This is a genomic window from Cohnella ginsengisoli (assembly GCF_029525555.1).
In the GTDB taxonomy this organism is placed as follows: Bacteria; Bacillota; Bacilli; order Paenibacillales; family Paenibacillaceae; genus Cohnella; species Cohnella ginsengisoli.
Window position 1 is genome coordinate 575,488 of sequence record NZ_JAPDHZ010000004.1, and the last position, 22,584, is coordinate 598,071.

The 22,584-nt window shown below is 63.2% G+C and carries 26 protein-coding genes and 4 pseudogenes; all 30 read left to right on the top strand.

What is annotated here, in order from left to right; genetic code table 11:
* Positions 1-99 precede the first annotated feature (99 nt).
* Complete coding sequence (locus OMP38_RS35030; RefSeq protein ID WP_338130650.1) at positions 100-1,029, top strand: ABC transporter permease; 930 nt, start codon at positions 100-102, stop codon at positions 1,027-1,029.
* A gap of 24 nt (positions 1,030-1,053) precedes the next feature.
* Complete coding sequence (locus OMP38_RS23705) at positions 1,054-1,998, top strand: FAD binding domain-containing protein (RefSeq protein ID WP_277567279.1); 945 nt, start codon at positions 1,054-1,056, stop codon at positions 1,996-1,998.
* Positions 1,989-4,310, top strand: a complete 2,322-nt coding sequence (gene pucD, locus OMP38_RS23710; RefSeq protein WP_277567280.1) for a xanthine dehydrogenase subunit D — start codon at positions 1,989-1,991, stop codon at positions 4,308-4,310. Before OMP38_RS23705 ends, pucD begins: the two co-directional genes overlap by 10 nt.
* Positions 4,264-4,761, top strand: a pseudogene (locus OMP38_RS23715) ((2Fe-2S)-binding protein); the annotation flags it as partial. The gene pucD and the pseudogene OMP38_RS23715, both read left to right, overlap by 47 nt.
* A gap of 42 nt (positions 4,762-4,803) precedes the next feature.
* Positions 4,804-5,259 (top strand): annotated as a pseudogene (locus OMP38_RS23720) (nucleoside deaminase); the annotation flags it as partial.
* Entirely contained in the window at positions 5,256-5,777 is a 522-nt protein-coding gene (uraD, locus tag OMP38_RS23725) for a 2-oxo-4-hydroxy-4-carboxy-5-ureidoimidazoline decarboxylase (protein WP_277567281.1), read from the top strand. The pseudogene OMP38_RS23720 and the gene uraD, both read left to right, overlap by 4 nt.
* Positions 5,778-5,794: 17 nt before the next feature.
* On the top strand, positions 5,795-6,145 hold the full coding sequence (uraH, locus tag OMP38_RS23730) for a hydroxyisourate hydrolase (RefSeq protein ID WP_277567282.1): 351 nt from the start codon (positions 5,795-5,797) through the stop codon (positions 6,143-6,145).
* A 240-nt stretch (positions 6,146-6,385) separates the two neighbouring features.
* Positions 6,386-6,490, top strand: a pseudogene (locus tag OMP38_RS35035) (hypothetical protein); the annotation flags it as partial.
* Positions 6,491-6,809: 319 nt separating this feature from the next.
* Positions 6,810-7,562: an amidohydrolase family protein gene (locus OMP38_RS35040; RefSeq protein ID WP_338130651.1), complete on the top strand. Its 753-nt coding sequence runs from the start codon at positions 6,810-6,812 to the stop codon at positions 7,560-7,562.
* Between the two features lie 5 nt (positions 7,563-7,567).
* On the top strand, positions 7,568-8,050 hold the full coding sequence (locus OMP38_RS23740; protein ID WP_277567283.1) for a zinc-binding metallopeptidase family protein: 483 nt from the start codon (positions 7,568-7,570) through the stop codon (positions 8,048-8,050).
* Positions 7,932-8,825 (top strand): Zn-dependent hydrolase, encoded by an 894-nt coding sequence (locus tag OMP38_RS23745; RefSeq protein WP_277567284.1) that lies wholly within the window; start codon positions 7,932-7,934, stop codon positions 8,823-8,825. Before OMP38_RS23740 ends, OMP38_RS23745 begins: the two co-directional genes overlap by 119 nt.
* Before the next feature lie 6 nt (positions 8,826-8,831).
* A complete protein-coding gene (locus OMP38_RS23750; protein WP_277567285.1) occupies positions 8,832-10,079 on the top strand; it encodes a pyridoxal-phosphate-dependent aminotransferase family protein in 1,248 nt (415 codons plus the stop codon).
* A gap of 283 nt (positions 10,080-10,362) precedes the next feature.
* Entirely contained in the window at positions 10,363-11,343 is a 981-nt protein-coding gene (locus OMP38_RS23755; protein WP_277567286.1) for a zinc-dependent alcohol dehydrogenase, read from the top strand.
* 55 nt (positions 11,344-11,398) lie between these two features.
* Complete coding sequence (locus OMP38_RS23760) at positions 11,399-12,232, top strand: sugar phosphate isomerase/epimerase family protein (protein WP_277567287.1); 834 nt, start codon at positions 11,399-11,401, stop codon at positions 12,230-12,232.
* 110 nt (positions 12,233-12,342) lie between these two features.
* Positions 12,343-13,242: a stalk domain-containing protein gene (locus OMP38_RS23765; RefSeq protein ID WP_277567288.1), complete on the top strand. Its 900-nt coding sequence runs from the start codon at positions 12,343-12,345 to the stop codon at positions 13,240-13,242.
* Between the two features lie 7 nt (positions 13,243-13,249).
* On the top strand, positions 13,250-13,450 hold the full coding sequence (locus OMP38_RS23770; protein ID WP_277567289.1) for a hypothetical protein: 201 nt from the start codon (positions 13,250-13,252) through the stop codon (positions 13,448-13,450).
* A 161-nt stretch (positions 13,451-13,611) separates the two neighbouring features.
* Positions 13,612-13,974 (top strand): YlxM family DNA-binding protein, encoded by a 363-nt coding sequence (ylxM, locus tag OMP38_RS23775; RefSeq protein WP_277567290.1) that lies wholly within the window; start codon positions 13,612-13,614, stop codon positions 13,972-13,974.
* A gap of 70 nt (positions 13,975-14,044) precedes the next feature.
* Entirely contained in the window at positions 14,045-15,430 is a 1,386-nt protein-coding gene (gene ffh / locus OMP38_RS23780) for a signal recognition particle protein (RefSeq protein ID WP_277567291.1), read from the top strand.
* A 42-nt stretch (positions 15,431-15,472) separates the two neighbouring features.
* Positions 15,473-15,745, top strand: coding sequence for a 30S ribosomal protein S16 (rpsP, locus tag OMP38_RS23785; protein WP_090117412.1), 273 nt, complete (start codon positions 15,473-15,475; stop codon positions 15,743-15,745).
* A 31-nt stretch (positions 15,746-15,776) separates the two neighbouring features.
* Entirely contained in the window at positions 15,777-16,010 is a 234-nt protein-coding gene (locus OMP38_RS23790; protein WP_277567292.1) for a KH domain-containing protein, read from the top strand.
* A gap of 120 nt (positions 16,011-16,130) precedes the next feature.
* Positions 16,131-16,655, top strand: a complete 525-nt coding sequence (gene rimM / locus OMP38_RS23795; protein WP_277567293.1) for a ribosome maturation factor RimM — start codon at positions 16,131-16,133, stop codon at positions 16,653-16,655.
* Positions 16,656-16,690: 35 nt separating this feature from the next.
* A pseudogene (locus OMP38_RS36190) lies at positions 16,691-16,768 on the top strand (tRNA (guanosine(37)-N1)-methyltransferase TrmD); the annotation flags it as partial.
* A 67-nt stretch (positions 16,769-16,835) separates the two neighbouring features.
* On the top strand, positions 16,836-17,498 hold the full coding sequence (gene trmD / locus OMP38_RS23800; RefSeq protein WP_420869724.1) for a tRNA (guanosine(37)-N1)-methyltransferase TrmD: 663 nt from the start codon (positions 16,836-16,838) through the stop codon (positions 17,496-17,498).
* 234 nt (positions 17,499-17,732) lie between these two features.
* Positions 17,733-18,074 carry a 50S ribosomal protein L19 gene (gene rplS / locus OMP38_RS23805; protein WP_090117408.1) on the top strand — a complete coding sequence of 114 codons (342 nt, stop codon included), beginning with the start codon at positions 17,733-17,735 and terminating at the stop codon, positions 18,072-18,074.
* 136 nt (positions 18,075-18,210) lie between these two features.
* A complete protein-coding gene (lepB, locus tag OMP38_RS23810) occupies positions 18,211-18,927 on the top strand; it encodes a signal peptidase I (protein WP_277567294.1) in 717 nt (238 codons plus the stop codon).
* A 96-nt stretch (positions 18,928-19,023) separates the two neighbouring features.
* Complete coding sequence (gene ylqF, locus OMP38_RS23815; RefSeq protein WP_277567295.1) at positions 19,024-19,893, top strand: ribosome biogenesis GTPase YlqF; 870 nt, start codon at positions 19,024-19,026, stop codon at positions 19,891-19,893.
* Positions 19,894-20,025: 132 nt separating this feature from the next.
* Positions 20,026-20,673, top strand: coding sequence for a ribonuclease HII (locus OMP38_RS23820; RefSeq protein ID WP_277567296.1), 648 nt, complete (start codon positions 20,026-20,028; stop codon positions 20,671-20,673).
* An 83-nt stretch (positions 20,674-20,756) separates the two neighbouring features.
* On the top strand, positions 20,757-21,314 hold the full coding sequence (locus OMP38_RS23825; RefSeq protein ID WP_277567297.1) for a hypothetical protein: 558 nt from the start codon (positions 20,757-20,759) through the stop codon (positions 21,312-21,314).
* Positions 21,220-21,852 carry a hypothetical protein gene (locus OMP38_RS23830; RefSeq protein WP_277567298.1) on the top strand — a complete coding sequence of 211 codons (633 nt, stop codon included), beginning with the start codon at positions 21,220-21,222 and terminating at the stop codon, positions 21,850-21,852. The genes OMP38_RS23825 and OMP38_RS23830 overlap by 95 nt, the downstream gene beginning before the upstream one ends.
* Positions 21,752-22,576: a hypothetical protein gene (locus OMP38_RS23835; RefSeq protein ID WP_277567299.1), complete on the top strand. Its 825-nt coding sequence runs from the start codon at positions 21,752-21,754 to the stop codon at positions 22,574-22,576. The genes OMP38_RS23830 and OMP38_RS23835 overlap by 101 nt, the downstream gene beginning before the upstream one ends.
* Positions 22,577-22,584 lie beyond the last annotated feature (8 nt).

Consider the following 22,584-nt stretch of genomic DNA (forward strand, 5'->3'; position numbering starts at 1 on the left):
AATATGATTCAAGGCGCGATATTGTTTTTCCTGATCGCCGGCGGCATGTTCGGCAAGTTCCGGCTTCGGCGCAACGCTTCAGTAGAGGAGAGATCGACCATGGATACTTTCACGCAGATCGTCATCGCCGCGATCTCTTCCGGCACGCCGCTGCTGTTCGCCGCGCTCGGCGGCATCCTGATCGAACGCTCCGGCATCATTCAGCTCGGCGCGGAAGGGATCATGCTGCTCGGCGCCGTCATCTCCTGCATGACATTCATCCATACGGGCAGCCTGCCCCTCGCGCTGCTCGCGGTCGCCGGCATCAGCATCGCGCTCGGACTGGTGCACGCCTTCATGACGGTGACGCTTCGGGCGAACCAGACGGTGAGCGGTCTCGCGATGACGCTGTTCGGCACGGGCCTCAGCGCCTATCTCGGCAAGTCCGTCGCCGGCACCCCGATACCGGGTTCGGTGCCGAAGTTCGACCTGAACTTTTTGGACGGCGTGCCGTTCTTGGGCGACGTTTTCGGCCACTTGAACGTGCTCACTTGGTTCAGCTTCTTGCTCGTCGTCGTCTTGCATTTGTTCATTCACCGCACCTCCTGGGGACTGCACCTGCGCGCCATCGGCGACAATCCGGCGACCGCCGACGTCATGGGCATTCGCGTACAGACGTTCCGTTACGGCTACGTCATCGCCGGCACCATCCTGATCGGCCTGGCCGGCGCCGACATGCTGCTCGCCTACTCGCCGACCTGGACCGAAGGGATGACTGCCGGCCGCGGCTGGATCGCCGTCGCGCTCATCATTTTCGCCCGGTGGAACCCGGTTCGCGCGCTGCTCTGCGCTTACTTTTTCGGCGCGATGGACACGATTGGCTTCAAGATTCAGCTGATCGGCAGCGAGATTCCGTCTTACTTCCTTAAGATGATTCCTTACATCGTCACGATCCTCGTGCTCATGTATCTCGGCTGGCGCAGCCGCAACAAGCTGTCCGGCACGCCGCAATCGCTTGGACTGCCTTATATCCGGGAACAGCGATTCTAGTCGCGAAAAAGGGGGGAGAACGCCATGGCTCATTCGCACGAAGCGCATCAACGGTCTCCCTCCGTCTGGCATCCGGCTTCCGGGCGCGAAGCTTGGCGTCTGAAACGGGAGCTGGGCGAGGGAGCGGTATTCGTCGCCGGCGGCACGCTGCTGCGCACGCAGTGGGAGGCCGGACTCGCCCCTTACCCCGCGCAACTCATCGATCTGTCCGGCGCGGCGGACATGACCGGCATTAAACAATCGGACGAGGATGGCCGCGGCTGGCGAATCGGCGCCCTGGCGACGCTCGCGGAATGCCGCAGCCATCCCGGCCTAGCCGCGGACTTCCCGCTAGTGAAGGAAGCCGCGCGTCTCATCGCGGCGCCGGCGGTGCGCAACCTGGCGACGATCGGCGGCAACGTCCTTTCCCGTACGGGAGATATGGCGACCGCGCTGCTCGCGTTGGATACGGAGTTGCTATGGCTGAACGATGCCGGCACGCATGCCGAGCCGCTGTCGGCTTGGCTGGGCCGAGATCGAGAGGGTTTAAGCGGCGCGCCCGGCTTGTTGCTCGCGATCCTGCCTTCCGACGTTTCGGGCATCTCCATGATTTCGAAGACCAGGCGCTTTTGCGCTTTTCATAAAGTCGGCCGCCGCGAAGCGTTCGTCCCGCCGGTCGTGAACGTGGCGCTGAACGTCGCGTTCGACGAAGGCGGCGCGGTCGCGGATATCCGCATCGCGGCCGGCGGCGGAACGATGATCCCGGCGCGCCTGGCGGCCGCTGAAGCGCTGACGCTTGGCCGGACGCCCGACGCGTCGCTGCTTGCGGCGCTGCATGCGGCGGTCAACGACGAATACGCGCCCAAGCCGGATCCGTTCGTAGGCGAGGCATACCGGCGGATGACGGCGGCCAATCTCGTCGCGGCCGCGTTATGGAAGGCGGGCCTCGATGCCCGCGCGTCCGGAGAGGAGGGAGAGCCGTGCTGCTGAACCGAGATACGAGCGGCCGCCGTTGGCGCATCCGTCCCGACGGCCGCGGCAAAGTGACGGGCGAGCTGGAATACCTGACGGACTTGTCGCTGCCGAACATGCTCATCGGCCGGGTGCTCCGGAGTCCGCACCCGCACGCGTACATCCGCAGCGTGGACGTGTCTAAGGCGTTGGCGCTGCCGGGCGTGCACGCGGCGCTAACCGCGAAGGACGTGCCGGGGCTGAACCGTTTCGGCATCGCCCGCCCCGATTATCCGGTTTTCTGCGAGGATCGCGTCCGCTTCATCGGGGACGCCGTCGCGGCCATAGCCGCGGATTCCGACGAGCTCGCGGAGCTCGCGCTGGCGGCGATCGAGGTCGACTACGAGCCGCTGCCGGTCGTGGACGATCCCGAGCGCGCGATCCTGGGCGATTCGCCATTGTTGTACGAAGAAGGCAACGTGTTCCACCGCAACGGGTACAAGTTCGGCGATATCGAGGCCGGCTTCGCCGCAGCCGCGCATATCGTCGAGGAGATTTATTCCACGCCCCGGCAGATGCATACGTATATGGAAACCGAAGGCGGCTTGTTCGTGCCGGGCGAGGACGGCAGGCTCACGGCCTACTCCCCGACGCAGCACGGATTCATGGACCGGATGCAGCTGTCCCGGATTCTGGCGAAGCCCGAGGAGGACATCCGCATCGTATCGAGTCCGATCGGCGGCTCGTTCGGCGGCAAGGACGAGCTGAACGTGCAGCCGTACGGCGCCTTGCTGGCGCTGGCGACCGGCCGTCCCGTGAAGCTTCACAACTCCAGGTGGGAGTCGGTTCGCGCCGGCCTCAAGCGCCATCCGATGAAGATTACGATGAAAACGGGCGTAGACGCGGACGGACGGCTCGTCGCGCACCGGGCATACGTCATCGCCGACAAAGGTCCGTATTCGACGCTCGGCGCCGAGGTGCTGAACTTCGCGACGGAGCATGTCGTCGGTCCGTACCGTTTCAAGGCGGTGGACGTGGACACCGTGTCGGCCTTTACCAACAACGGAATGTCCGGGGAGTTCAGAGGCTTCGGAGGAAATCAGGCGATCTTCGCGCTGGAGGGACAGCTCGACCGGCTGGCCGCGCTGCTCGGCATGGACCCTTGGGAGCTGCGGCGCCGCAATCTGCGGCGAGCGGAGGATCCCGGCCCGCTCGGGCAGCCGATCTCGGTGACGGGCGGCGCCGGTCAGGTGTGGGCGTCGCTCGAGGGAAGCGCGCTTTGGCGAAGAAGAAGCGAGTCGCCTGCGCCGGTGTCGTCCGCGCCGTGGCTAAAGCGAGGCATCGGCGCCGCTTATGTCATGCACGGCGCAGGACTCGGCGTCGGGATCCCCGATCCTGCGGGCGGACGGCTGCAGCTGCGGGGGGACGGGAAGATCGAGGCCGTCTTCGGCTACGAGGAGTTCGGCCAGGGACTGATCGCGTCGCTCATGCAGATGCTGATCGAGACGTTCGGCTTCGCCGAGCGCGACATCGTCATCACGATCGGGGACACGGACGTCGTCCCCGACAGCGGCTCCACGACCGCCTCGCGGGCGACGAGCATGATGTGGCAATCGCTGCGCCGGCTCCGCGGCCCGTTCGCCGGAAAGCTGCTCGAGGCAGCTTCCCGCGCGCTCGCGCTGCCCGCGGAGACGCTGGCGATCGGCGAAGACGGCATCCGCGACGCCGGGGACGGCCGGCTTCTTTTAAGCTACGCCGCGCTCGCTGGGGCCGCCGGGCAACCGATCGCGGCGCAGGCGCACTTCAGTTATCCGACGTCGCCGGTCGACCGGGTCGGCGCGCATTATATGTATTCGTACTCCGCCGTGGCGGTCGAGGTCGAAGTGAACACCCTGACCGGGCGCGTGCATGTCGTCGACCAATACCATGCCGTCGCCGCCGGTCCCGTCGTTAATCCGCAAGGCTACCTCGGCCAGATCGAGGGGGGAAGCAGCATGGCGCTCGGCTTTGCGCTGACGGAGGACGCGGTCATGAGCGGCGGACATTACTTGACCAAAAACCTGGACACCTACCTTGTGCCGACGATCGTCGAGCACAACGGTGCCGTGACGGTGGACGCGATCGAAGAACTGCCCGAAGGCGACGAGCATGGGCCGCGGGGGCTGGGCGAGCTGGGCTCGGTGGGCTTGGCGCCGGCGATCGCGGAAGCGGTCTACCGGGCGACCGGCAAACGCGCGAGCAAGCTGCCGATCGATCCCGCCTTGCTGCAGGAACCGATCCGCTTCAATGAAGGAGGCGAGCGACATGATCGAGAGAGCGCCAATATCGGCGGGGCCTTCCGCCAAGCTTAACATCAACGTTAACGGCAGGGAGGCGGCGCTGGACGTCCCGCCGTCGAAGCGGCTGCTGCACGTGCTGCGCGAAGATCTGGGCCTTACCGGCACGAAGAGATCTTGCGAGATGGGGCGGTGCGGCGCCTGCATGGTGCTCGTGGACGGCAAAGCGGTCAATTCGTGCCTGGCGATGGCTTACCAATGCGAGGGCAAATCGGTCACGACGATCGAGGGCTTGTCCGAAGGCGGCTTGACGACGGTCCAGCGGTGCTTCCTCGAGGAAGGCGGGTATCAATGCGGCTACTGTACGCCGGGCATGGTCGTGTCGGTCACCGCGATGCTGGCGAACGATCCGTCGCCGAGCGACGCGGATATCGAGGAGGCGCTATCGGGCAATCTGTGCAGGTGCACCGGCTACGGCGGCATTTGGCGGGCGGTCAAAAAAAGCGATCGAGCTGAAAAAGGAGCAAACGGGATGAGCGGTAACGAGAAGGAGCTTCATTTGTTTTACATCCGCAAATGCGTGGAAGTGTCGCGCAAGGCGCGGTCCGCGGGCAATACGCCGTTCGGCTGCGTGCTGGTCGGTCCTGACGGCGACGTCCTCATGGAGCAGGGCAACGTCGAGATCACCGCTCGCGTCTGCACCGGCCATGCGGAGACGTCGCTCATGCAGCGCGCATCGCACGAATATCCGAAGGATTTTTTGTGGCGCAGCACGCTGTATTCGACGGCCGAGCCGTGCGCGATGTGCACGGGCGCGATCTATTGGGGCAACGTCGGACGGGTCGTGTACGGCATTTCCGAGCGTCGGCTGGCCGAGCTGACCGGCGACGACGAGCAAAATCCGACGCTCGACATGCCCTGCCGGGACATTCTGGCCAGGGGCCGAAAGCCGATCGAGGTCGTCGGGCCATTTCCCGAGATCGAGCATGAGGTCGTGGCGGTCCACGAGGGATATTGGAAATGAGCGGCGAGACGGTCGGGAAAATGTCGTTGTCGGTCATCAACGGGCTTGACCGGGAGCAGTTCATAACGGCGCTCGGCAGCGTGTTCGAACATTCGCCTTGGGTGGCGGAGGCTGCGTGGCCAGGTCGTCCGTATTCGTCGTTCGGCGCGCTTCACGAAGCGATGATGGACGTCGTCCGCAGGTCGCCGAAGGATCGGCTAATCGCGTTTTTGCGGGCGCATCCGGATCTCGGGACGCGGCTTGCCGTCACGCCTTATTCGGCGTCGGAGCAGGCCGGCGCGGGGCTCGACCGCTTGACGGCGGAGGAGTACGAGACCTTTACGAACCTGAACAAGGCGTACGTGGAGCGATTCGGCTTCCCGTTTATCCTCGCCGTAAAGGGCAAAGGCAAGAAAGAGATTCTGGAAGCGATGCGGATGCGCTCGAACCATGACGCGGAGCGGGAGCTGGCGGAAGCGATCGCGCAAATCTCGCGTATTACGGGCTTCAGGCTCGCGGATCTGCTGGCGGACGAATAGAAGGGAGGCGGCTAGGCATGAGCGGCAAACTGACGACCCATGTGCTCGATACGTCGATCGGGCGCCCTGCGGCTGGCATGCGCGTGCAATTGTTCGGCATAGGCGAAGGCTTGACGGCGCGAACGCTGCTTGGGGAAGCGTTCACGAACGAGGAAGGCAGGCTTGACGCTCCGCTGCTGGAAGGCGATCTGCTTGCGGAAGGGACATACGAGCTGCTTTTCGGCGTCGGCGATTATTTTCGGGGGAACGCGCATGCCTATTTTTTGAGCCAGGTGCCGATTCGATTCGAGGTATCGGAGCCGTCGAGCCATTATCACGTGCCGCTGCTGGTCTCGCCGGGCGGATACAGCACATACCGGGGCAGTTGAAAGGCGGTTCGGCGAAAGGAGAGATAGGAGATGGGGGACGGCTATGACCTGATCGTCAAAGGCGGCTTGGTCGCGCTGCCGGATGAAGCGGCGCATCTCGACATCGGCATTAAGGGCGGAAAAATCGCCGCGATCGGCGCGGACCTTCGCGCGTGCCCGGACACCGAGCTCGTCGATGCGCGGGACAAATGGGTGCTGCCGGGCATGGTGGACGCGCATGTCCATCTCAACGAGCCGGGCATGGGGCACTGGGAGGGCTTCGCGACGGGTTCCGCGGCGCTTGCGGCGGGCGGCTGCACGACGTTCGTCGACATGCCGCTGAACGGACTGCCCCCGACGGTGAACGCGGAGGCGCTTGCGATGAAGGCGGATCGCGCCGCAGGCGTATCGAGCGTCGACTATGCGTTCTGGGGCGGGCTCGTGCCGGGCAACGCGAACGACCTGAAGCCGCTTCACGAGGCCGGCGTCGCCGCCTTCAAGGCGTTTCTGTCCGATCCGGGCGGAGAAACGGAGGACCGATTCAGGGAAGTCGACGACGTAACGCTGCTGGAGGGCATGCGGACGATCGCTTCGTTCGGGGGGTCTCCTCGGCCTGCACGCGGAGAGCGACGCGATCACCTCGCGCCTCGCGGCGAAGGCAGCCGCCGAAGGCCGGACGGACGCGGTGGCCTTCATCGCCTCCCGGCCCGTCGTGGCGGAGCTCGAGGCGGTGAGCCGCGCGCTGCTGTTCGCGCGGGAGACGGGCTGCCGTCTGCACTTCGTGCACTTGAGCAGCCCGGAGGCGGTCGAGCTGATCGCCCGGGCGAAGCGAGAGGGGCTCGACGTCACGGCCGAGACATGCCCGCATTATCTAACGCTAAGCGACCGGGACATGGCGCGCATCGGCCCCGCGGCCAAATGCGCGCCGCCGATGCGCGACGATGCGCGGCGCGAGCGGCTGTGGGAGCAGGTCGCCGCGGGCTTGGTCGACGTGATCGCCTCGGATCACTCTCCTTCGCCGGAGGCTTGGAAGTCGATGGAGGGCCGCACGTTCATGAGCGCCTGGGGCGGCATCGCCGGCGCGCAGAGCAGCCTGGAGCTGATGCTGGACGAAGGCGCCGTGAAGCGGGGGCTTCCGCTGCCGCTCATCGCCAAGCTGCTCGCAGACGGTCCCGCGCGGCGTTTCGGGCTCGACGGCCGGAAGGGGCGGATCGCTGTCGGCCTGGACGCCGATCTGGCGATCGTCGATCCGGCGGCCGCCTATACGCTGAAGCGCGAGGATTTGTACCAAAGGCATCGACACAGTCCTTATATCGGAAGAACGTTCTCCTGCAGGGTCGTGAACACGTTCGTGCGCGGCCAGTTGGTTTATTCGCTGAACGAGGGAATCGTTCGAGCGGGCTGCGGCGAACCATTGAGCCCGCCGAGGAAAGGGTGAATCAGATGAGCCTGTCCGAAATTCCGATCGATGCCTTCAAAAACGAGATTATGGCGCTGCTGGACGAGATGGCCGCCCATACCGACGATCCGGAGGATCCGGGCGTCACAAGGCTGCTGTACGGCGTTTCCTGGCTCAGCGCGCAGGCGGCGCTGGCCGAACGCATGGAGGAAGCGGGATTAGCCGTCCGGTACGACAACGTGGGCAACCTATACGGACGTCTCCCGGGGAAGCGGGACGGCGAAGCGGCGGTGTTGACCGGTTCGCATGTCGATTCGGTCCGGCATGGAGGCAAGTTCGACGGCGCTTACGGCATCGCCGCCGGCATCGCGGCGCTCGGCTTTTTTGCGCCGGACGTACGGCAAGCCTTTGCGGCCGCTCGAGGTCGTCTCCTTTTGCGAGGAAGAGGGGAGCCGGTTTCCGATCGCTTATTGGGGCTCCGGCAATGCGGCCGGCATTTACGATTGGCGGCACGCCGGCGGATATAAAGACGAGGACGGCGTTTCCCTCGAAGAGGCGATGAGAGCCTCCGGCTTCGGCCGCGCGGACGGCCCGGACTGCCGGCTGCCGCCGCTTGCGGCTTTTGTGGAGCTGCACATCGAACAAGGGCTCGTGCTCGAGCATCGCAACCGGCGCATCGGCATCGTCGAGACGATCGTCGGACAGCGCAGGTATTCGCTCTCGATCGAAGGCGCGGCCAACCATGCCGGCACGACGCCGATGACGCTGCGCCAGGATGCGCTCGCCGGCGCGGCGGAGATCGCGCTGAAGCTCGAATCGCTCGCCTCGTCGTGGGGAGAGCCGCTCGTCGCCACGGTCGGCAAGCTCGAAGCGCGCCCGAATACGCCGAACGTCATCCCCGGTTTCGTCGAGATGACGCTCGATATCCGCCATTCGGACGAATGGAGCCTGTCGGCCTTTTCCGATCTCGTGCTCAGCGAGATTCAAAGGATCGCGGACCGGCGCCGGCTTAAGCTCGCGGTGACGCCATGGCTCGCGACCAAGCCCGTGCCGATGAGCGGGCGGCTGACCGCCCGCGTCGAGGCCGCTTGCGCGGGGCTGTCGCTGTCCTATCATCGCATGGTCAGCGGCGCCGGTCACGACGCGCAGCTGCTGGCGCCGCTTTGTCCGACCACGATGATATTCGTGCCTAGCCGCGCGGGAATCAGCCATTCGCCCGACGAATACACGTCGCCCGAGCAGCTTGCGGAAGGGGCTGCCGTGCTCGTTTCCGTCTTGTACGATCTGGCCTACAAGGAGTAGATGATCATGAGAGCATACGCTGAATTGTCGCCGTCGCCCCGCTCGATCATGACGCCGGGCCCGGTCGAGGTCGATCCCCGCGTGCTGCGCGCGCTGTCCTATCCGATCCTCGGCCAGTTCGACCCTGAATTCACCGCGCTCATGAACGACACGATGGAGATGCTGCGGCTCGTCTTCCGGACCGACAACCGTTGGGCGTATCCGGTCGACGGCACGTCGCGCTCCGGCATCGAGGCGGCATTGACGAGCCTGATCGAGCCCGGCGACAAGGTGCTGGTGCCCATCTACGGGCGGTTCGGCCATCTGCTGCACGAGATCGCGGAGCGCTGCGGCGCCGAGGTCGTGACGCTGGAGCAGGCATGGGGGCGCGTGTTCGATCCGGCGGATATCGCGGACGCGATCCGGCGGGAGCGTCCCCAGCTTGTCGCCGTCGTGCACGGCGAGACGTCGACGGGGCGCGTGCAGCCGCTGGACGGCATCGGCGCGGCGTGCCGCGAGACGGACGCGCTGCTCGTCGTCGACGCGGTCGCTACGCTCGGCGGCATGCCCGTGGAGACGGACGCCTGGCAGCTCGACGCCGTCGTCGGCGGGTCGCAGAAGTGTCTGTCCGTGCCGTCGGGCATGGCGCCGATCACCTACAACGCGCGTGCCGAAGCGAAAATTCTTGCGCGCAAGCGCGTGGAGCGGGGTCTGCGCGTCCCCGGCATGGCGAACCTCGAACCGGCGGAAGGGCGCCGGTTTATCCAGAGCAACTATCTGGATCTGGCCCAGCTGCAAGATTACTGGAGCGCCGCGCGGCTGAATCATCATACGGAGATGACCTGCATGCTTTACGGGCTGCGCGAAGGGCTGCGCATCGCGCTGCAGGAAGGTTTGGAGGCTCGCTGGGCCCGGCATCGCCGTCACGAGGCCGCGCTCGTCGCGGGGCTGGAAGCGATGGGGATGCGTCTGTTTGGCGACTCGTCGTGCAAAATGGCGGTCGTTACCTGCGTAGAGATTCCCGAAGGCATCGACGGCGAATCCGTGCGCGCGATGCTGCTGTCGATGTTCGGCATCGAGATCGCGAACTCTTTCGGCCCGCTTAAGGGACGGATCTGGCGCATCGGCACGATGGGCTACAGCTGCCGCAGGGACAATGTGCTTCGGCTGCTCGGCGCGTTCGAGGCGGTGCTTGCGAGGCACGGCGCAAGCGTCAAGACGGGGGCGGCTGTTCAGGCAGCGCTGGACGTTTACGAAGCGGGCGAGATTGAGTAAAGGCATAGATCCGGAATGCAGTCCCCTTTTCCTGCTGGGAAGGGGGCTTTTTGCTGCTGCATAGATGAGCCGTTACCATGTGATGCCGTAGATTCACATGCGATATTCGTCGATGGCTCAGCGTTTTAAATATAGAAGCAGATCAACGGTCTTACAACGGTCGTTGCCGAAGGTGGCGTCGGTTTGAAGTGCGCCGACCGTCTGCTATAATAAAGGTCGTAAACACGTGTTTACATCAATAATAACCCAAACGAATTTTGCGATAATGGAGGTGCGATTTCCGATGAAAACGGTAAAAGCCTTCGGTCCGCAGGATTTGCGCGTCGTCGATCGCGCGGATCCCGAACTTGGAACCGAGGATGTGCTGGTCGAGACCCGAGCCTGCGGCATTTGCGGATCGGATAAATGGTTCTGGCACGTCGAAACGCCGAGCGATTACGTGGCCGGGCACGAGGCCGCCGGCGTGATCGTCAGGACCGGCGCCGGCGTGACCGACTTCAAGCCGGGCGACCGGGTTGCCGTCAACAACGTGAAGGGCTGCGGCGAATGCGAATCATGCCGCGCGGGACGGTTCGTGCGATGCGGCAGCGCGCCGCTCGTCCATATGGGCTTCGGCTTCGCCGAACGGATGGCGGTGCCTGCGCGCAACTGCCTGCCGCTCGATCCCGCGATCGACTTCGAGCAGGGCGCGCTGCTGTTCGATAACTGGGGCACGCCTTACGCGGCGTTAAAGCGAACGCGTCTCGGCGCGGGCGACAGCGTGCTCGTAACGGGCTGCGGACCGATCGGCCTCGCGACCGTGGCGCTATGCAAGGCGAGGGGCGCCGTCGTGGCGGCCGTCGATCCGATCGCCGCGCGCAGAGAGGCCGCGCTGCGTCTTGGCGCATCCATCGCCTTCTCTCCGGACGAGGCCGCGGCAGGGCGGCTGCGCGAAGTTGCCGGCGATTCCGGCTTCGGATACGGCATTGACTGCTCGGGCAAGGCGGCCTCCTACGATCTAATCTTCGAGCACATCGCGATCGGGGGGCACGATCGTCACGATCGGAGAAGGCGCGAAGTTCCCGTTCGACTCGAGCCGTCTCATCCACAAGCATCTCACGCTCGTCGGGTCGCTGTATTCTTCGATGGAAGACGGCGCCGAGCTGCAGCGGATGGCGGTCGCGGGCGAGCTGGACCCGCTCGCGTTCGTGACGCACCGATTCCGTCTCGCGGACCTGCCGTCCGAATTCGGCAAGGTGATGGGCGGCGACGAGACGCTGCTTAAGGCAGTCGTATATAATGATGCGCCATTCGAAAACGAACCGGGGAGGACGTAAAGCATGCGATTGGGAAGCCAGCTTTTCGGAGATACGAGCACGCCTGAATCGTGGGTGAACGAGGTGCTTAAAGGCGGTTACCGTTCCGCCGTTTGTCCCGATTTGACCGATACGTCCGACGACGTCGTACGCGCCTATGTGCGAGCGGCGGAGGCGAACGACATTACGATCTCCGAGGTCGGCGCGTGGAGCAATCCGATCAGCCCCGACGAGGCGGTACGGCAGGAGGCGCTGGCCCATTGCAAACGGCGGCTAGCGCTCGCGGATGCGATCGGCGCGCGCTGCTGCGTCAATATCGCCGGATCCCGCGGCGAACAATGGGACGGTCCGCATCCGGACAACTTTTCGGACGATACCTTCGCGCTGATCGTAGACACCGTACGCGAGATTATCGACGCCGTGCAGCCGACGCGCACGTATTTCGCGCTGGAGACGATGCCCTGGATTTTTCCGGATTCCGCCGATACGTATCTCGCGCTCTTAAAAGCGATCGACCGCCGGGCGTTCGCCGTCCATTTCGACCCGGTCAACATGGTCTCGAGTCCGAGAATCTACTATAACAATGGCGACATGATCCGCGACTTTTTCGCCAAGCTCGGTCCGTATATCCGGAATTGTCATGCCAAAGACATCAAGCTGGCCGGCAAGCTAACGATGCATTTGGACGAGGTCGTGCCGGGCCGCGGCGGTCTGGACTATCGGACCTTTCTTCGGGAGCTGAACAAGCTGGACCCGGATACGTCGCTCATCGTCGAACATCTGCATGCGCCAGAAGAAGGCGCGGAAGCGGCGCGTTATATTCGTTCCGTGGCCCGGGAGCTGGATATTTCTTTATAAAAAAATGGGCGAAACCGCTCAACGGGTGTAACTTTTGGACGCGAAGGCGCGTCAGTGACCATGCAAAGGCTTGATCACTACACATCGCGCGTACAGAAGGGAGCATCATTATGAAAAAACAGAAATGGATCATACTTGCGACCGCGGCCGGGCTTCTCGCCGCGACGGGCGCCAGCGCGGCGGGACTCGTCGAGAAAGTGACCGGCCAGCTCCGCGGCGATATCTCCGTCACAGTGAACGGTGAACAAACGCAGCTTCATCCGGTATATATCAACGGAAAGGCTTATATACCGGTTCGCGATGCGGCCGAAGCTTTCGGTTACGGCATCACGTGGAATCAAAAGCAGTTGGATCTGACGAGCAAACAAACGCCTCCGGCGGAAGAAGCCGGCTATATTACGACCTCCGGGGTCGTAGCAAGCGCGACCGCGACCGCGGACGGCGGCGTCAGGCTCGAAGTGCTCGGTACCGGGCCGAATGCTTGGATCATCCTGACGGCCGACGCCAAGTCGACCATCTCCGATGCGGACGGCAAGAAGATCGCGGCAGCCGACCTCAAAGCCGGCATGCACGTCGTCGCCGAATACGGACCCGTCATCGCCATGAGCTATCCAGGGCAATCCCATGCAGCTTCCGTCACCGTAACGGCCGAGCGGCTCGTCAAGGAATCGGCCGTCTATTCCATTGAAAAAGCGGACGGAGGCTGGAAGATCCGATTCTCCGAATTGAAAAACGGCGTCGATACGCCCGTGCTTACCCTCCAGTCCGGCAAAGAAACGCGTCTCGTCGACAAGGAAGGCCGGCCGGCCGATTGGACGCAGCTTAAGCCCGGCACGCCGGTGCGGGCGTACTACGGCCCGACGGTTACCGAAGGCCAGGCCGCGCCGATCGATACGGTCGTCGTGCTGGAGGCACAGCCGACCGCCGAGCAGATCGCGGCTTACCGCGAGATCGCCTGGAAGCTCGTGCCGGCGGAGCAGATGCCGCACCTGCTGACCAAAAAAGAATGAAGCCCAGGTGGCCGTCATAGAACCGGACAGCGCCGGACTGATGCCTGCGGGCGACGCCGAGAAGAAGCGCGTCGAGGAGATCAAAGCTGCCGGCGGCAAGCTGATCGCCGTTTATTACAGCACGGATCAGGACGCGTTGATCGGACCGCTCACGATCGTGTTCGACCCGGAGACGGAGAAGCTGCTCGGCTTTTTCATGAGACGATAACCGCTCCTCCCGCCGGAACCCATGGCCTCGTTTTCCCGAGGCATGGGTTCTTTTTTATAGTGTTAAGGTATTTGCCTTGACAACGTCCGGGCGAAAGCTTATGATAGTTTTCGGACGCGGCGTGTCAAGTCGTTTCCCTTGACAGCATAGGAGTGATCGTGATGCAAGGAGAGCGCGCACTCGCGAAGACGACCCGGATGAACATGCTGTTCGATTTTTACGGGCCGCTGCTGACCGACAAGCAGCAGACGTTTCTGAAGTTTTATTACCACGACGATTACTCGCTCGGCGAGATCGCTTCGGACTTCGAGATCAGCCGGCAGGCGGTATACGAGCATCTGAAGCGGGCGGAGCAGGCGCTTGAGAGCTACGAGGACAAGCTCGGGCTCATGGCGCGGCACGTTCGGCTTCACGGCTGGCTGGACGCGCTCGACCGCCAGATCGGCGGGCTCCCGGAGCCGCACCGCGAGGCGTTGGCCAGGACGGCCGCAGGCCTCCGCGGATCGGAAGACGGCGAGCTTTGAACGCGAACCCGACTAATGATATGATTGAACGAATAGATGCGAGATTTTTGAAGAAGGGAGGGACCGGCTTATGGCATTCGAGGGATTGACGACAAGGCTTCAGAACGTGTTCGGCAAGCTGCGGGGCAAGGGCAAGCTGTCCGAGGACGACGTCAACGAGGCGATGCGCGAGGTGCGGCTGGCGCTGCTGGAGGCCGACGTTAACTTCAAGGTCGTCAAGGACTTCATCGCCAAAGTGAAGGAAAAGGCCGTCGGCCAGGAAGTGACGAAGAGCTTCACGCCCGGCATGGTCGTGGTCGATATCGTTCACAAGGAATTGATCGAGCTGATGGGCGGCACCCAGTCCAAGCTCGCGAAGTCGAACCGGCCTCCTACGGTCGTCCTGATGGCAGGCCTGCAGGGCGCGGGCAAGACGACGCTCGTGGGCAAGCTGGCGAAGCTGTTGCAGTCGCAGAACCACAAGCCGCTGCTCGTGGCAGGCGATATTTATCGCCCCGCCGCGATTAAGCAGCTCGAGGTGCTCGGCGGGCAGATCGACGTGCCGGTATTCTCCCTGGGCGACCAGGTCAGCCCGGTCGAGATCGCCCGGCAGGGCGTGGCGCGCGCCAAGGAAGAGGGCCGCGACTACGTGCTGATCGATACCGCGGGCCGGCTGCAGATCGACGAAGCGCTCATGGAAGAGATCAAGCAGATCCACGCGGCGGTTAATCCGGACGAGGTGCTGCTGGTCGTCGACGCCATGACCGGCCAGGAGGCCGTCAACGTGGCCAAGAGCTTCCACGAGCAGCTCGCGCTGACCGGCGTCGTGCTGACCAAGCTTGACGGCGACACCCGCGGCGGCGCCGCGCTGTCGGTCAAGGCGGTCACGGGCTGCCCGATCAAGTTCGCCTCCACGGGCGAGAAGATCGACCAGCTCGAGGCATTCCACCCCGACCGGATGGCGTCGCGGATCCTCGGCATGGGCGACATGCTGTCGCTCATCGAGAAGGCGCAGACGAACATCGACGAGGAAAAGGCGAAGGAGCTCGAGCGCAAGATGCGCACGGCCGAGTTCACCTTCGACGACTTCCTCGAGCAGATGGAGCAGGTCCGCAAGATGGGGCCGCTCGACCAGCTGCTCGACATGATGCCCGGCATGAACAAGCTGAAGGCCAATCCGAACTTCAAGATCGACGAAAAGCAGATCTCGCGCACCGAAGCGATCGCCAAGTCGATGACGAAGGCGGAGAAGCAGAAGCCCGATATGATCAACTACAGCAGGCGCAAGCGGATCGCGGCCGGCAGCGGCACGACCGTCGCCGACGTGAACCGGCTGCTCAAGCAGTTCGAGGACATGAAGAAGATGATGAAGCAATTCTCCGGCATGATGGGACCGAAGGGACCCAAGGGCGGGATGAAGGGCCTCAAGAATCTGCTCGGCGGCAAAGGCGGCAAGGGCATGAAGTTTCCTTTCTAATTCGCAAGGATCGAGATCTCGTTAAGGAGGTGAAAGTTTAAAATGGCAACTCGCATTCGTCTTAAGCGTATGGGCGCTCACAAAGCCCCTTTCTACCGCGTGGTCGTAGCTGATTCCCGCTCCCCGCGCGACGGCCGCTTCATCGAGGAGATCGGCATCTACAACCCGGTCGCTCAACCGGCCGAAGTGAAGATCGACGAGGAGAAGGCGCTGAAGTGGCTGCAATCCGGCGCGCAAGCGTCCGATACGGTCCGCAATCTCCTGAGCAAGGCTGGCGTTCTGAAGAAGTTCCACGAATCCAAGCTCTCGAAGTAAGACGTCGGATTTTTCCCGGAGGCTAACGGCCATGGAACGACTCATACGGGTTATTGCACAGGCATTGGTGGATCATCCGGAAGACGTACGAATTCAGGTCAAGGAAGACGCGCGAGGCCTGGTGTACGAGCTTACCGTTCATCCCGGCGATGTCGGCAAGGTCATCGGCAAGCAGGGGCGGATCGCGAAGGCGCTGCGCACGGTCGTCTCGTCCGCCGCGGTCAAGACCCACAAACGCGTCATCGTGGACATCGTATCCGAATAGCAGGCAGCTGAAGTCCGGGCGCGCGAACAGCGTACCGGGCTTTTTCGTCCTTTTGAGCTGAATGAAGGCGTATGCGCAGGCAGCGCATCGGGATATTCTATCGTAAAAGGGGGCGTTCCCTTGTCAGAGCAACAACTGTTGAACGTCGGCAAAATCGTCAATACGCACGGCGTGCGGGGCGAGATCAAGGTGTGGCCGCAAACGGACTTTCCCGAAGTCAGGTTCCGCGCGGGCAGCCGGCTCCTCCTCGTGAACCCGGAAGCCGGCGGACAGCCTGCGGAGGTCGAGGTCGTGAGCGCCCGCGAGCAAAAAAACATGTTCGTGGTGCGGCTGAAGGGCTGGGACGACATCAACCAGGTCGAGAAGTACAAAGGCTGGGAGCTGAAAGTCGAAGCCGCAGACCGCGTGGAGCTGGAAGAAGACGAATATTATTTGAGCGATATCGTCGGCTGCGCCGTCGTCACCGAGGAAGGCGAGGCGCTCGGCTTCGTCAAGGAGATTCTGTCCCCTGGCGCGAACGATGTCTGGGTCGTCAAGCGTCCGAAGGGCGGAGATCTGCTGCTGCCGTATATTGACGAGGTCGTCAAGGAAGTCGACATCGCCGCCCGCAAGGTCAAAGTTCATTTGATGGAAGGATTGCTCTGACGATGCGCGTAGACGTTCTGACGCTTTTCCCGGAGATGATCGAAGGCGTGTTCGGCAGCAGCATCTTGGGCAAAGCGCGCGATCGCGGGCTCGTCTCTCTGAATACGGTGAACTTTCGCGACTACGCCAACAACAAGCATAATACCGTCGACGACACGCCTTACGGGGGGCGGGGGCGGCATGGTGCTGAAGCCGGACCCGATTTTCGCTGCCGTAGAGGCGGTGACGGGAAGAAAAGCGCTGCCCGAACCGGGCGACAATGCGGCCGAGGCTGGGGCGCTAGCTCCGGAGTCGGAGATAGAAGGACAGGCAGAGACGGAAGGCTCGCGTCCGCCGCGCGTCATTCTGATGTGCCCGCAAGGAGAGACGTTCACGCAGTCGAAAGCGCAGGAGTTGTCCCGGGAGGCGCATCTCATCTTCATCTGCGGACATTACGAGGGCTACGACGAGCGTATCCGAAGCCATCTGGTGACGGACGAGCTGTCGATCGGGGATTACGTGCTCACGGGCGGAGAGCTGCCCGCCATGACCGTCGTCGACGCGGTCGTCAGGCTGCTGCCCGGCGTGCTGGGCAACGAGAGCTCCGCCGTCACCGACTCGTTCAGCGACGGCCTGCTTGAATACCCCCATTATACGCGTCCCGTTAATTTCCGCGGCCTTCAAGTACCGGACGTGCTGCTGTCGGGCCATCATGCGGAGATCGACAAATGGCGCAGGCAGCAATCGCTGCTGCGGACGCATGCTCGCCGACCGGAGCTGCTGGATCGTGCGGAGCTGACCGACAAGGAGAAAAAATGGCTCCAGGGCGCTGTTCACTCGCGGGACGAGAACGACGCTCGCTAAGGCGTCCTTTCCTCGGCGATGCGCAGTTTGCCGTCTGCTTGCATAAATTCGGACTTGAATGCGGCGGGCGTTTGTGATAAAATTTCAAATGTTGTGTATGTCGAAGCCTATGTTCGGCCTCGTGCCGCGAGGTTAAGGCATGATTAATCGGGCGGTCCTCTGCGCGCTACGATCCGGATACGAAGATTCGGGGGAGCGGCACGAACGTCTATGGCGGAAGGAGGGGACACCCCCATGAGTCTGATTCAAACGATCACCCAAGAGCAACTGCGCAAGGACATTCCGGCATTCCGTCCTGGCGACACGCTGAAGGTTCACGTTAAAGTCGTCGAGGGTTCCCGCGAGCGGGTACAACTTTTCGAAGGCGTCGTGATCAAGCGTCGCGGCGGCGGGATCAGCGAGACCTTTACGGTTCGCAAGATTTCCTACGGCGTCGGCGTCGAGCGTACTTTCCCGGTTCACTCGCCCCGCATCGAGAAGATCGAAGTGGCGCGCCGCGGTAAGGTTCGCCGTGCGAAGCTCTACTACCTGCGCAACCTGCGCGGCAAGGCAGCTCGCATCAAGGAAATTCGATAATGAAAAAGCAAGGGGGCTTGGCATTCGTTCAAGCCCTCTTTTTGCGTTCTTCGCGCAAGCGAATACATACCCTGCGGCGGGTATACTTAGCTGAGGCAGAAATGAGGCGAGCTTATGGATCAATCTGACAAACGGAATGAATGGGAGCAAACGGGGGAGCGCGTTCGGCGATTCGTCCGTACCCGGCTCGCCTTCCGGGCAATCCGTTCCGGAAGCTTCCCCTGGGGAGCCCGGCGCGAACGGGGCGCCTCCGCCCTCGCCCGGCGCCGGCAAGTCCAAAGCCGGCAGAGAAGCCGTCGAATGGGTCAAGGCGCTGGCGATCGCGGGCGTGCTCGTCGTATTGATACGCTGGCTGCTGTTCAACCCGTTTATCGTCGACGGCGAGTCGATGCAGCCGAACTTCTGGAACGGCGAACGGATCATCGTGAACAAGGCTTTGTACGATATTCGCAAGCCGAAGGCCGGGGAGGTCATCGTCTTTCACGTGCCGGACGAGCACAGGGACTATATCAAGCGGGTCATCGCCGTCGGCGGCGATACCGTCAAGGTCCAGGGCGACGACGTGTACGTCAACGGTACGAAGATTAAGGAACCGTATTTGCAGGATACGTACGACGAGATGCATGCGTCCGGTCAGCTGTACAACGATGAAAGATGGAGCAGCGACTTCCCGAACGAGACGTTCCCCGACGGCAAGGTGCCGAACGGCATGCTGTACGTCATGGGCGACAACCGTCCGAACAGCAAGGACAGCCGCATGATCGGCTATGTGCCGATCGACCGCGTCGTCGGCCGGGCCGAGCTCGTCTTCTGGCCGCTCGACAAGATCAAATATATCGGCAAAGGGTATTGAGCCGTACTTGACGCGATGCGTCTTGGATGACGGCGACGGCTGCCGAATAGACAAGCGGGCGCTGCCTGAGACGCATACTTAAGGAGGCCGTTTCATTTGACCATCCAATGGTTCCCCGGTCATATGACCCGGGCCAAAAGGCAAATCGAAGAAAAGCTTAAACTGATCGACGTCGTATTCGAACTGCTGGACGCGCGCATCCCCGAAGCGAGCCGCAATCCAATGATCGACGAGATCGTGGGCGGCAAGCCCAGGCTCATTTTGCTGAACAAGGCGGACCTGGCAGACCCGGTCGCGAACGCGGCTTGGTTGGCTCACTACCAGGCGCTCGGTCATAGCGCGCTCCTGATCGACTCCAGCACCGGCACGGGCGTCAAGGATATCGCGGTTCGCGTCCAGGCGCTGCTTAAGGAAAAGACCGATCGGCAGATCGCAAAAGGCCTTAAGCCGAGGCCCGCCCGCGCTTTGATCGTCGGCATTCCGAATGTAGGGAAGTCTACGCTGATCAACAAGCTGGCAGGACGAAGCGCGGCGGTAACCGGCGACAAGCCCGGCGTCACGAAGGGCCAGCAGTGGATCCGAACGGGCGGCGGACTTGAGCTGCTGGACACGCCGGGTATCTTGTGGCCGAAGTTCGAGGATGCCGATGTCGGCTTCAGGCTGGCCGCTACGGGCGCGATCAAAGAAGAAGTGCTCCACGTGGACGAGGTCGGCTGTACGCTGATCCGTTATCTGGCTGATGCGTACAGGGACACGATGGTCGAACGCTACGGATTGGACGCGCTCCCTGCGACGCTTCCGGATATGGCGTCGGCGGCGGACGTGCTGGCCGACATCGGCCGGCGCCGGGGCTGCCTCGGCAGCGGCGGTCACGTGGACTACGACAAGGCCGCGGGCGTTCTGCTGCGCGATCTGCGTTCCGGCAAGCTGGGGCGGATTTCGCTCGAATCGCCTGTAATCAGTTGAAGGCTCGTCGACTTCGGTCGGCGGGTCTTTTTTTATAGGGGCGATTGAATGGCGAAAAACAGTTGCCGGATCGACGCAGTTGACGGACAATAGAAGACAGAACAAATACGAACGCAGGCATCGAAGGCGGAGATGGAATTGAAAACCGAGATACCGATTGAAATCGACAGATTAGCCTATGAGCGAACGTTATGGACCGAGGGCGCCACGGCCATCGCCGGCGTGGACGAAGTCGGCAGAGGATGCTTGTTCGGCGACGTCGTCGCAGCGGCCGTCATATTGCCGCCTGGCCTCTTGCTCGAAGGGATCGACGATTCCAAGCGGCTGAGCGAGAAAAAGCGGGACGAGCTGTACGACCTCATTCTCGCGAACGCGGTCGCCTGGTCGGTCGGACGCGTCGACGCCGGGACGATCGACAAAATCAATATCCGGCAGGCTTCGCGCCTGGCGATGAAGCTCGCGGTCGAGGGGCTCGCGACGAAGCCGGATCACCTCTTGATCGACGCGGAAACGGTGGATTTGCTGCTCCCGCAAACGAAAATTATCAAGGGAGACCTGCTAAGCCAGTCGATCGGCGCGGCTTCGATTGTCGCCAAGGTGACGCGGGATCGGCTTTGCGAACAAATATGGGATTTGAATTACGCCGGATACGGCATCAAGGACCACAAGGGATACGCGACGAAGGTTCATCGCGAAGCGCTGCTCGCGCTGGGGCCGACGCCGCTGCATCGCAGGTCGTTTTTGACGAAGTACGACGCGGAGCAGCAAACGCTCTTTTAACGGATTGACGTGCCGCAACCGATAAACGAATACATAACCTTCAGCCCTGCCGAAGGCAGGCACGAGGAAGGAGCTGCGCCAAATTGGACATGAACATCGGTTCTTTGATGCGGGCGTTCATGAAGGACAGCCAGCCGTCCGACGTCAAAGCGCTGGAACTGCGGATCGGACAGATCGTGCGAGGCGTGCTGATCGAGATGCTGGACGGGCAGGACGCGCTCATGAACATCAACGGCGTGCCTGTCAGGGCCAAGCTCGAGGCGGATTTGTCCGTCGGCCAGAGCACGCTGCTGCAGGTGCGTCCGGACTCGTCTTCGGGGTTGATCTCCTTGCGGCCGCTGGCGGATGCCGCGCAGGCGGATGGGGCCGACGAGACGCTGATCCGCGAGGGCGTCAAAGCCTTCGGACTGCCCGAGCAGCCGTGGAGCCGCGAGCTGCTCCGCGGGCTCGCGCGCGACGGCTATCCCGTCACGCGCGATACGGCCGACTGGTTCGCGCAGGCGGCAACGGCCAAGCCGCCTGGCGCCGACGCGCAGGAGTGGATGAATGCGGCGGGGGGTCGCCTTCAGGCGAGGACTCCAGCCGACCGAGACGACGATCGGCTCGCTCAAGCAGGCGCTGTACGGACCGCCGCTGCATGAACAGCTGTCCACGCTGGCGGAGCTTGCGGGGCGGACGGCTGCCGACCCGTCGGTCAAGCCGGAAACGGCCGAAGCCACGCGGCGAATCTTGTCGCTGCTTAGCGAGGTGTCCGCGCTGGTCGACGGGCAGGCAGCGGACGACGCGAGCTTGATTACTCGCGCCGGCGAAAAGGCGGGAGGCGGCAATCGTGCGGCGGTTCAGGAGCCGGCGCCGAGCATGGAGCGGCAGACGGACGGCCTTGGCGGGCTCGCAGAGCCCGCCAAGGCGGGTCGGCAAGCCGCAGCCCGCCAAGAGGCCATTAGCCGTGAGGGCGTTATGCCGCAGCCCGCCTCTTCGGCGGTAGATCCCGAGGGCGCGGCGCATGGGGCGGAAGCGCCGGGCCGGCGGGCGCCGGATACGGCTGCGTCAGGATTGCAAAGCGCGGAGCCTTCGCCGGATGAGGCTGACGATGTTGCCGGATCCGGGCGAGGCCGAACCGATGCGGGAGCTTCGACCGTTCCCCCCGCGTACGGATGGCAGCTCCGGTACGGGCGATAGGTCCATCGTGTCGAGCGCGGACAAGGAGCCGTCTTGGATCGGCAAGCTGCTGAACGCGCTTGGCGCGAACCATGAGCATGCGGCGCTCAAAAGCGGAGCTTGGAGCGAGCTGCAGGCCGGCCTGTCGAACGGGGCGGACCCAACTTCGAACGAAGCGGCGCGGCAGGCCGATTCGTTAAAGAGCTTGCTGCTCGGACTGACCGCAAGCGACGATGCTCCGCCGGCGCTGCGCGAAGCGGCGCAAAACCTCGTCCAGCAAATTACGGGGCAGCAGCTCCTTCTCTCGGCGGAACGACAGAATACGGCGATGATGAGTCATTTGACCTTGTTCGTTCCGATGAAGGGACAGGACGGAGAAACGACGGCCAAAGTCCATATTGAAGCGCGGCGAGGCCGTCGCGGCGAGTTGGACCCGGACAATTGCAGGCTTCTGTTCGATCTCGATATGCGGCATATGGGACGTACCGTCGTCGACGTGCAGGTCGTCGATCGATCGGTCTCGCTTCGATTGTTGAACGACGACCCCGAAGTAGCGGAGCTGATCGAGGCTGCGAAGGGCGAGGCTGCGGATGGACTTAGATCGGCAGGATACCGGCTGATGTCTTTGACTGCAGCTCCCTATCCGGAGCGACCGGCCGCCGAGGCGAGCGCGCCCGAAGCCGGCCAAGCGCCCGGGGGCGCATATGCCGCCAAGCTTTACAAAGGCATCGATTATCGGGCTTAACCGGCCCG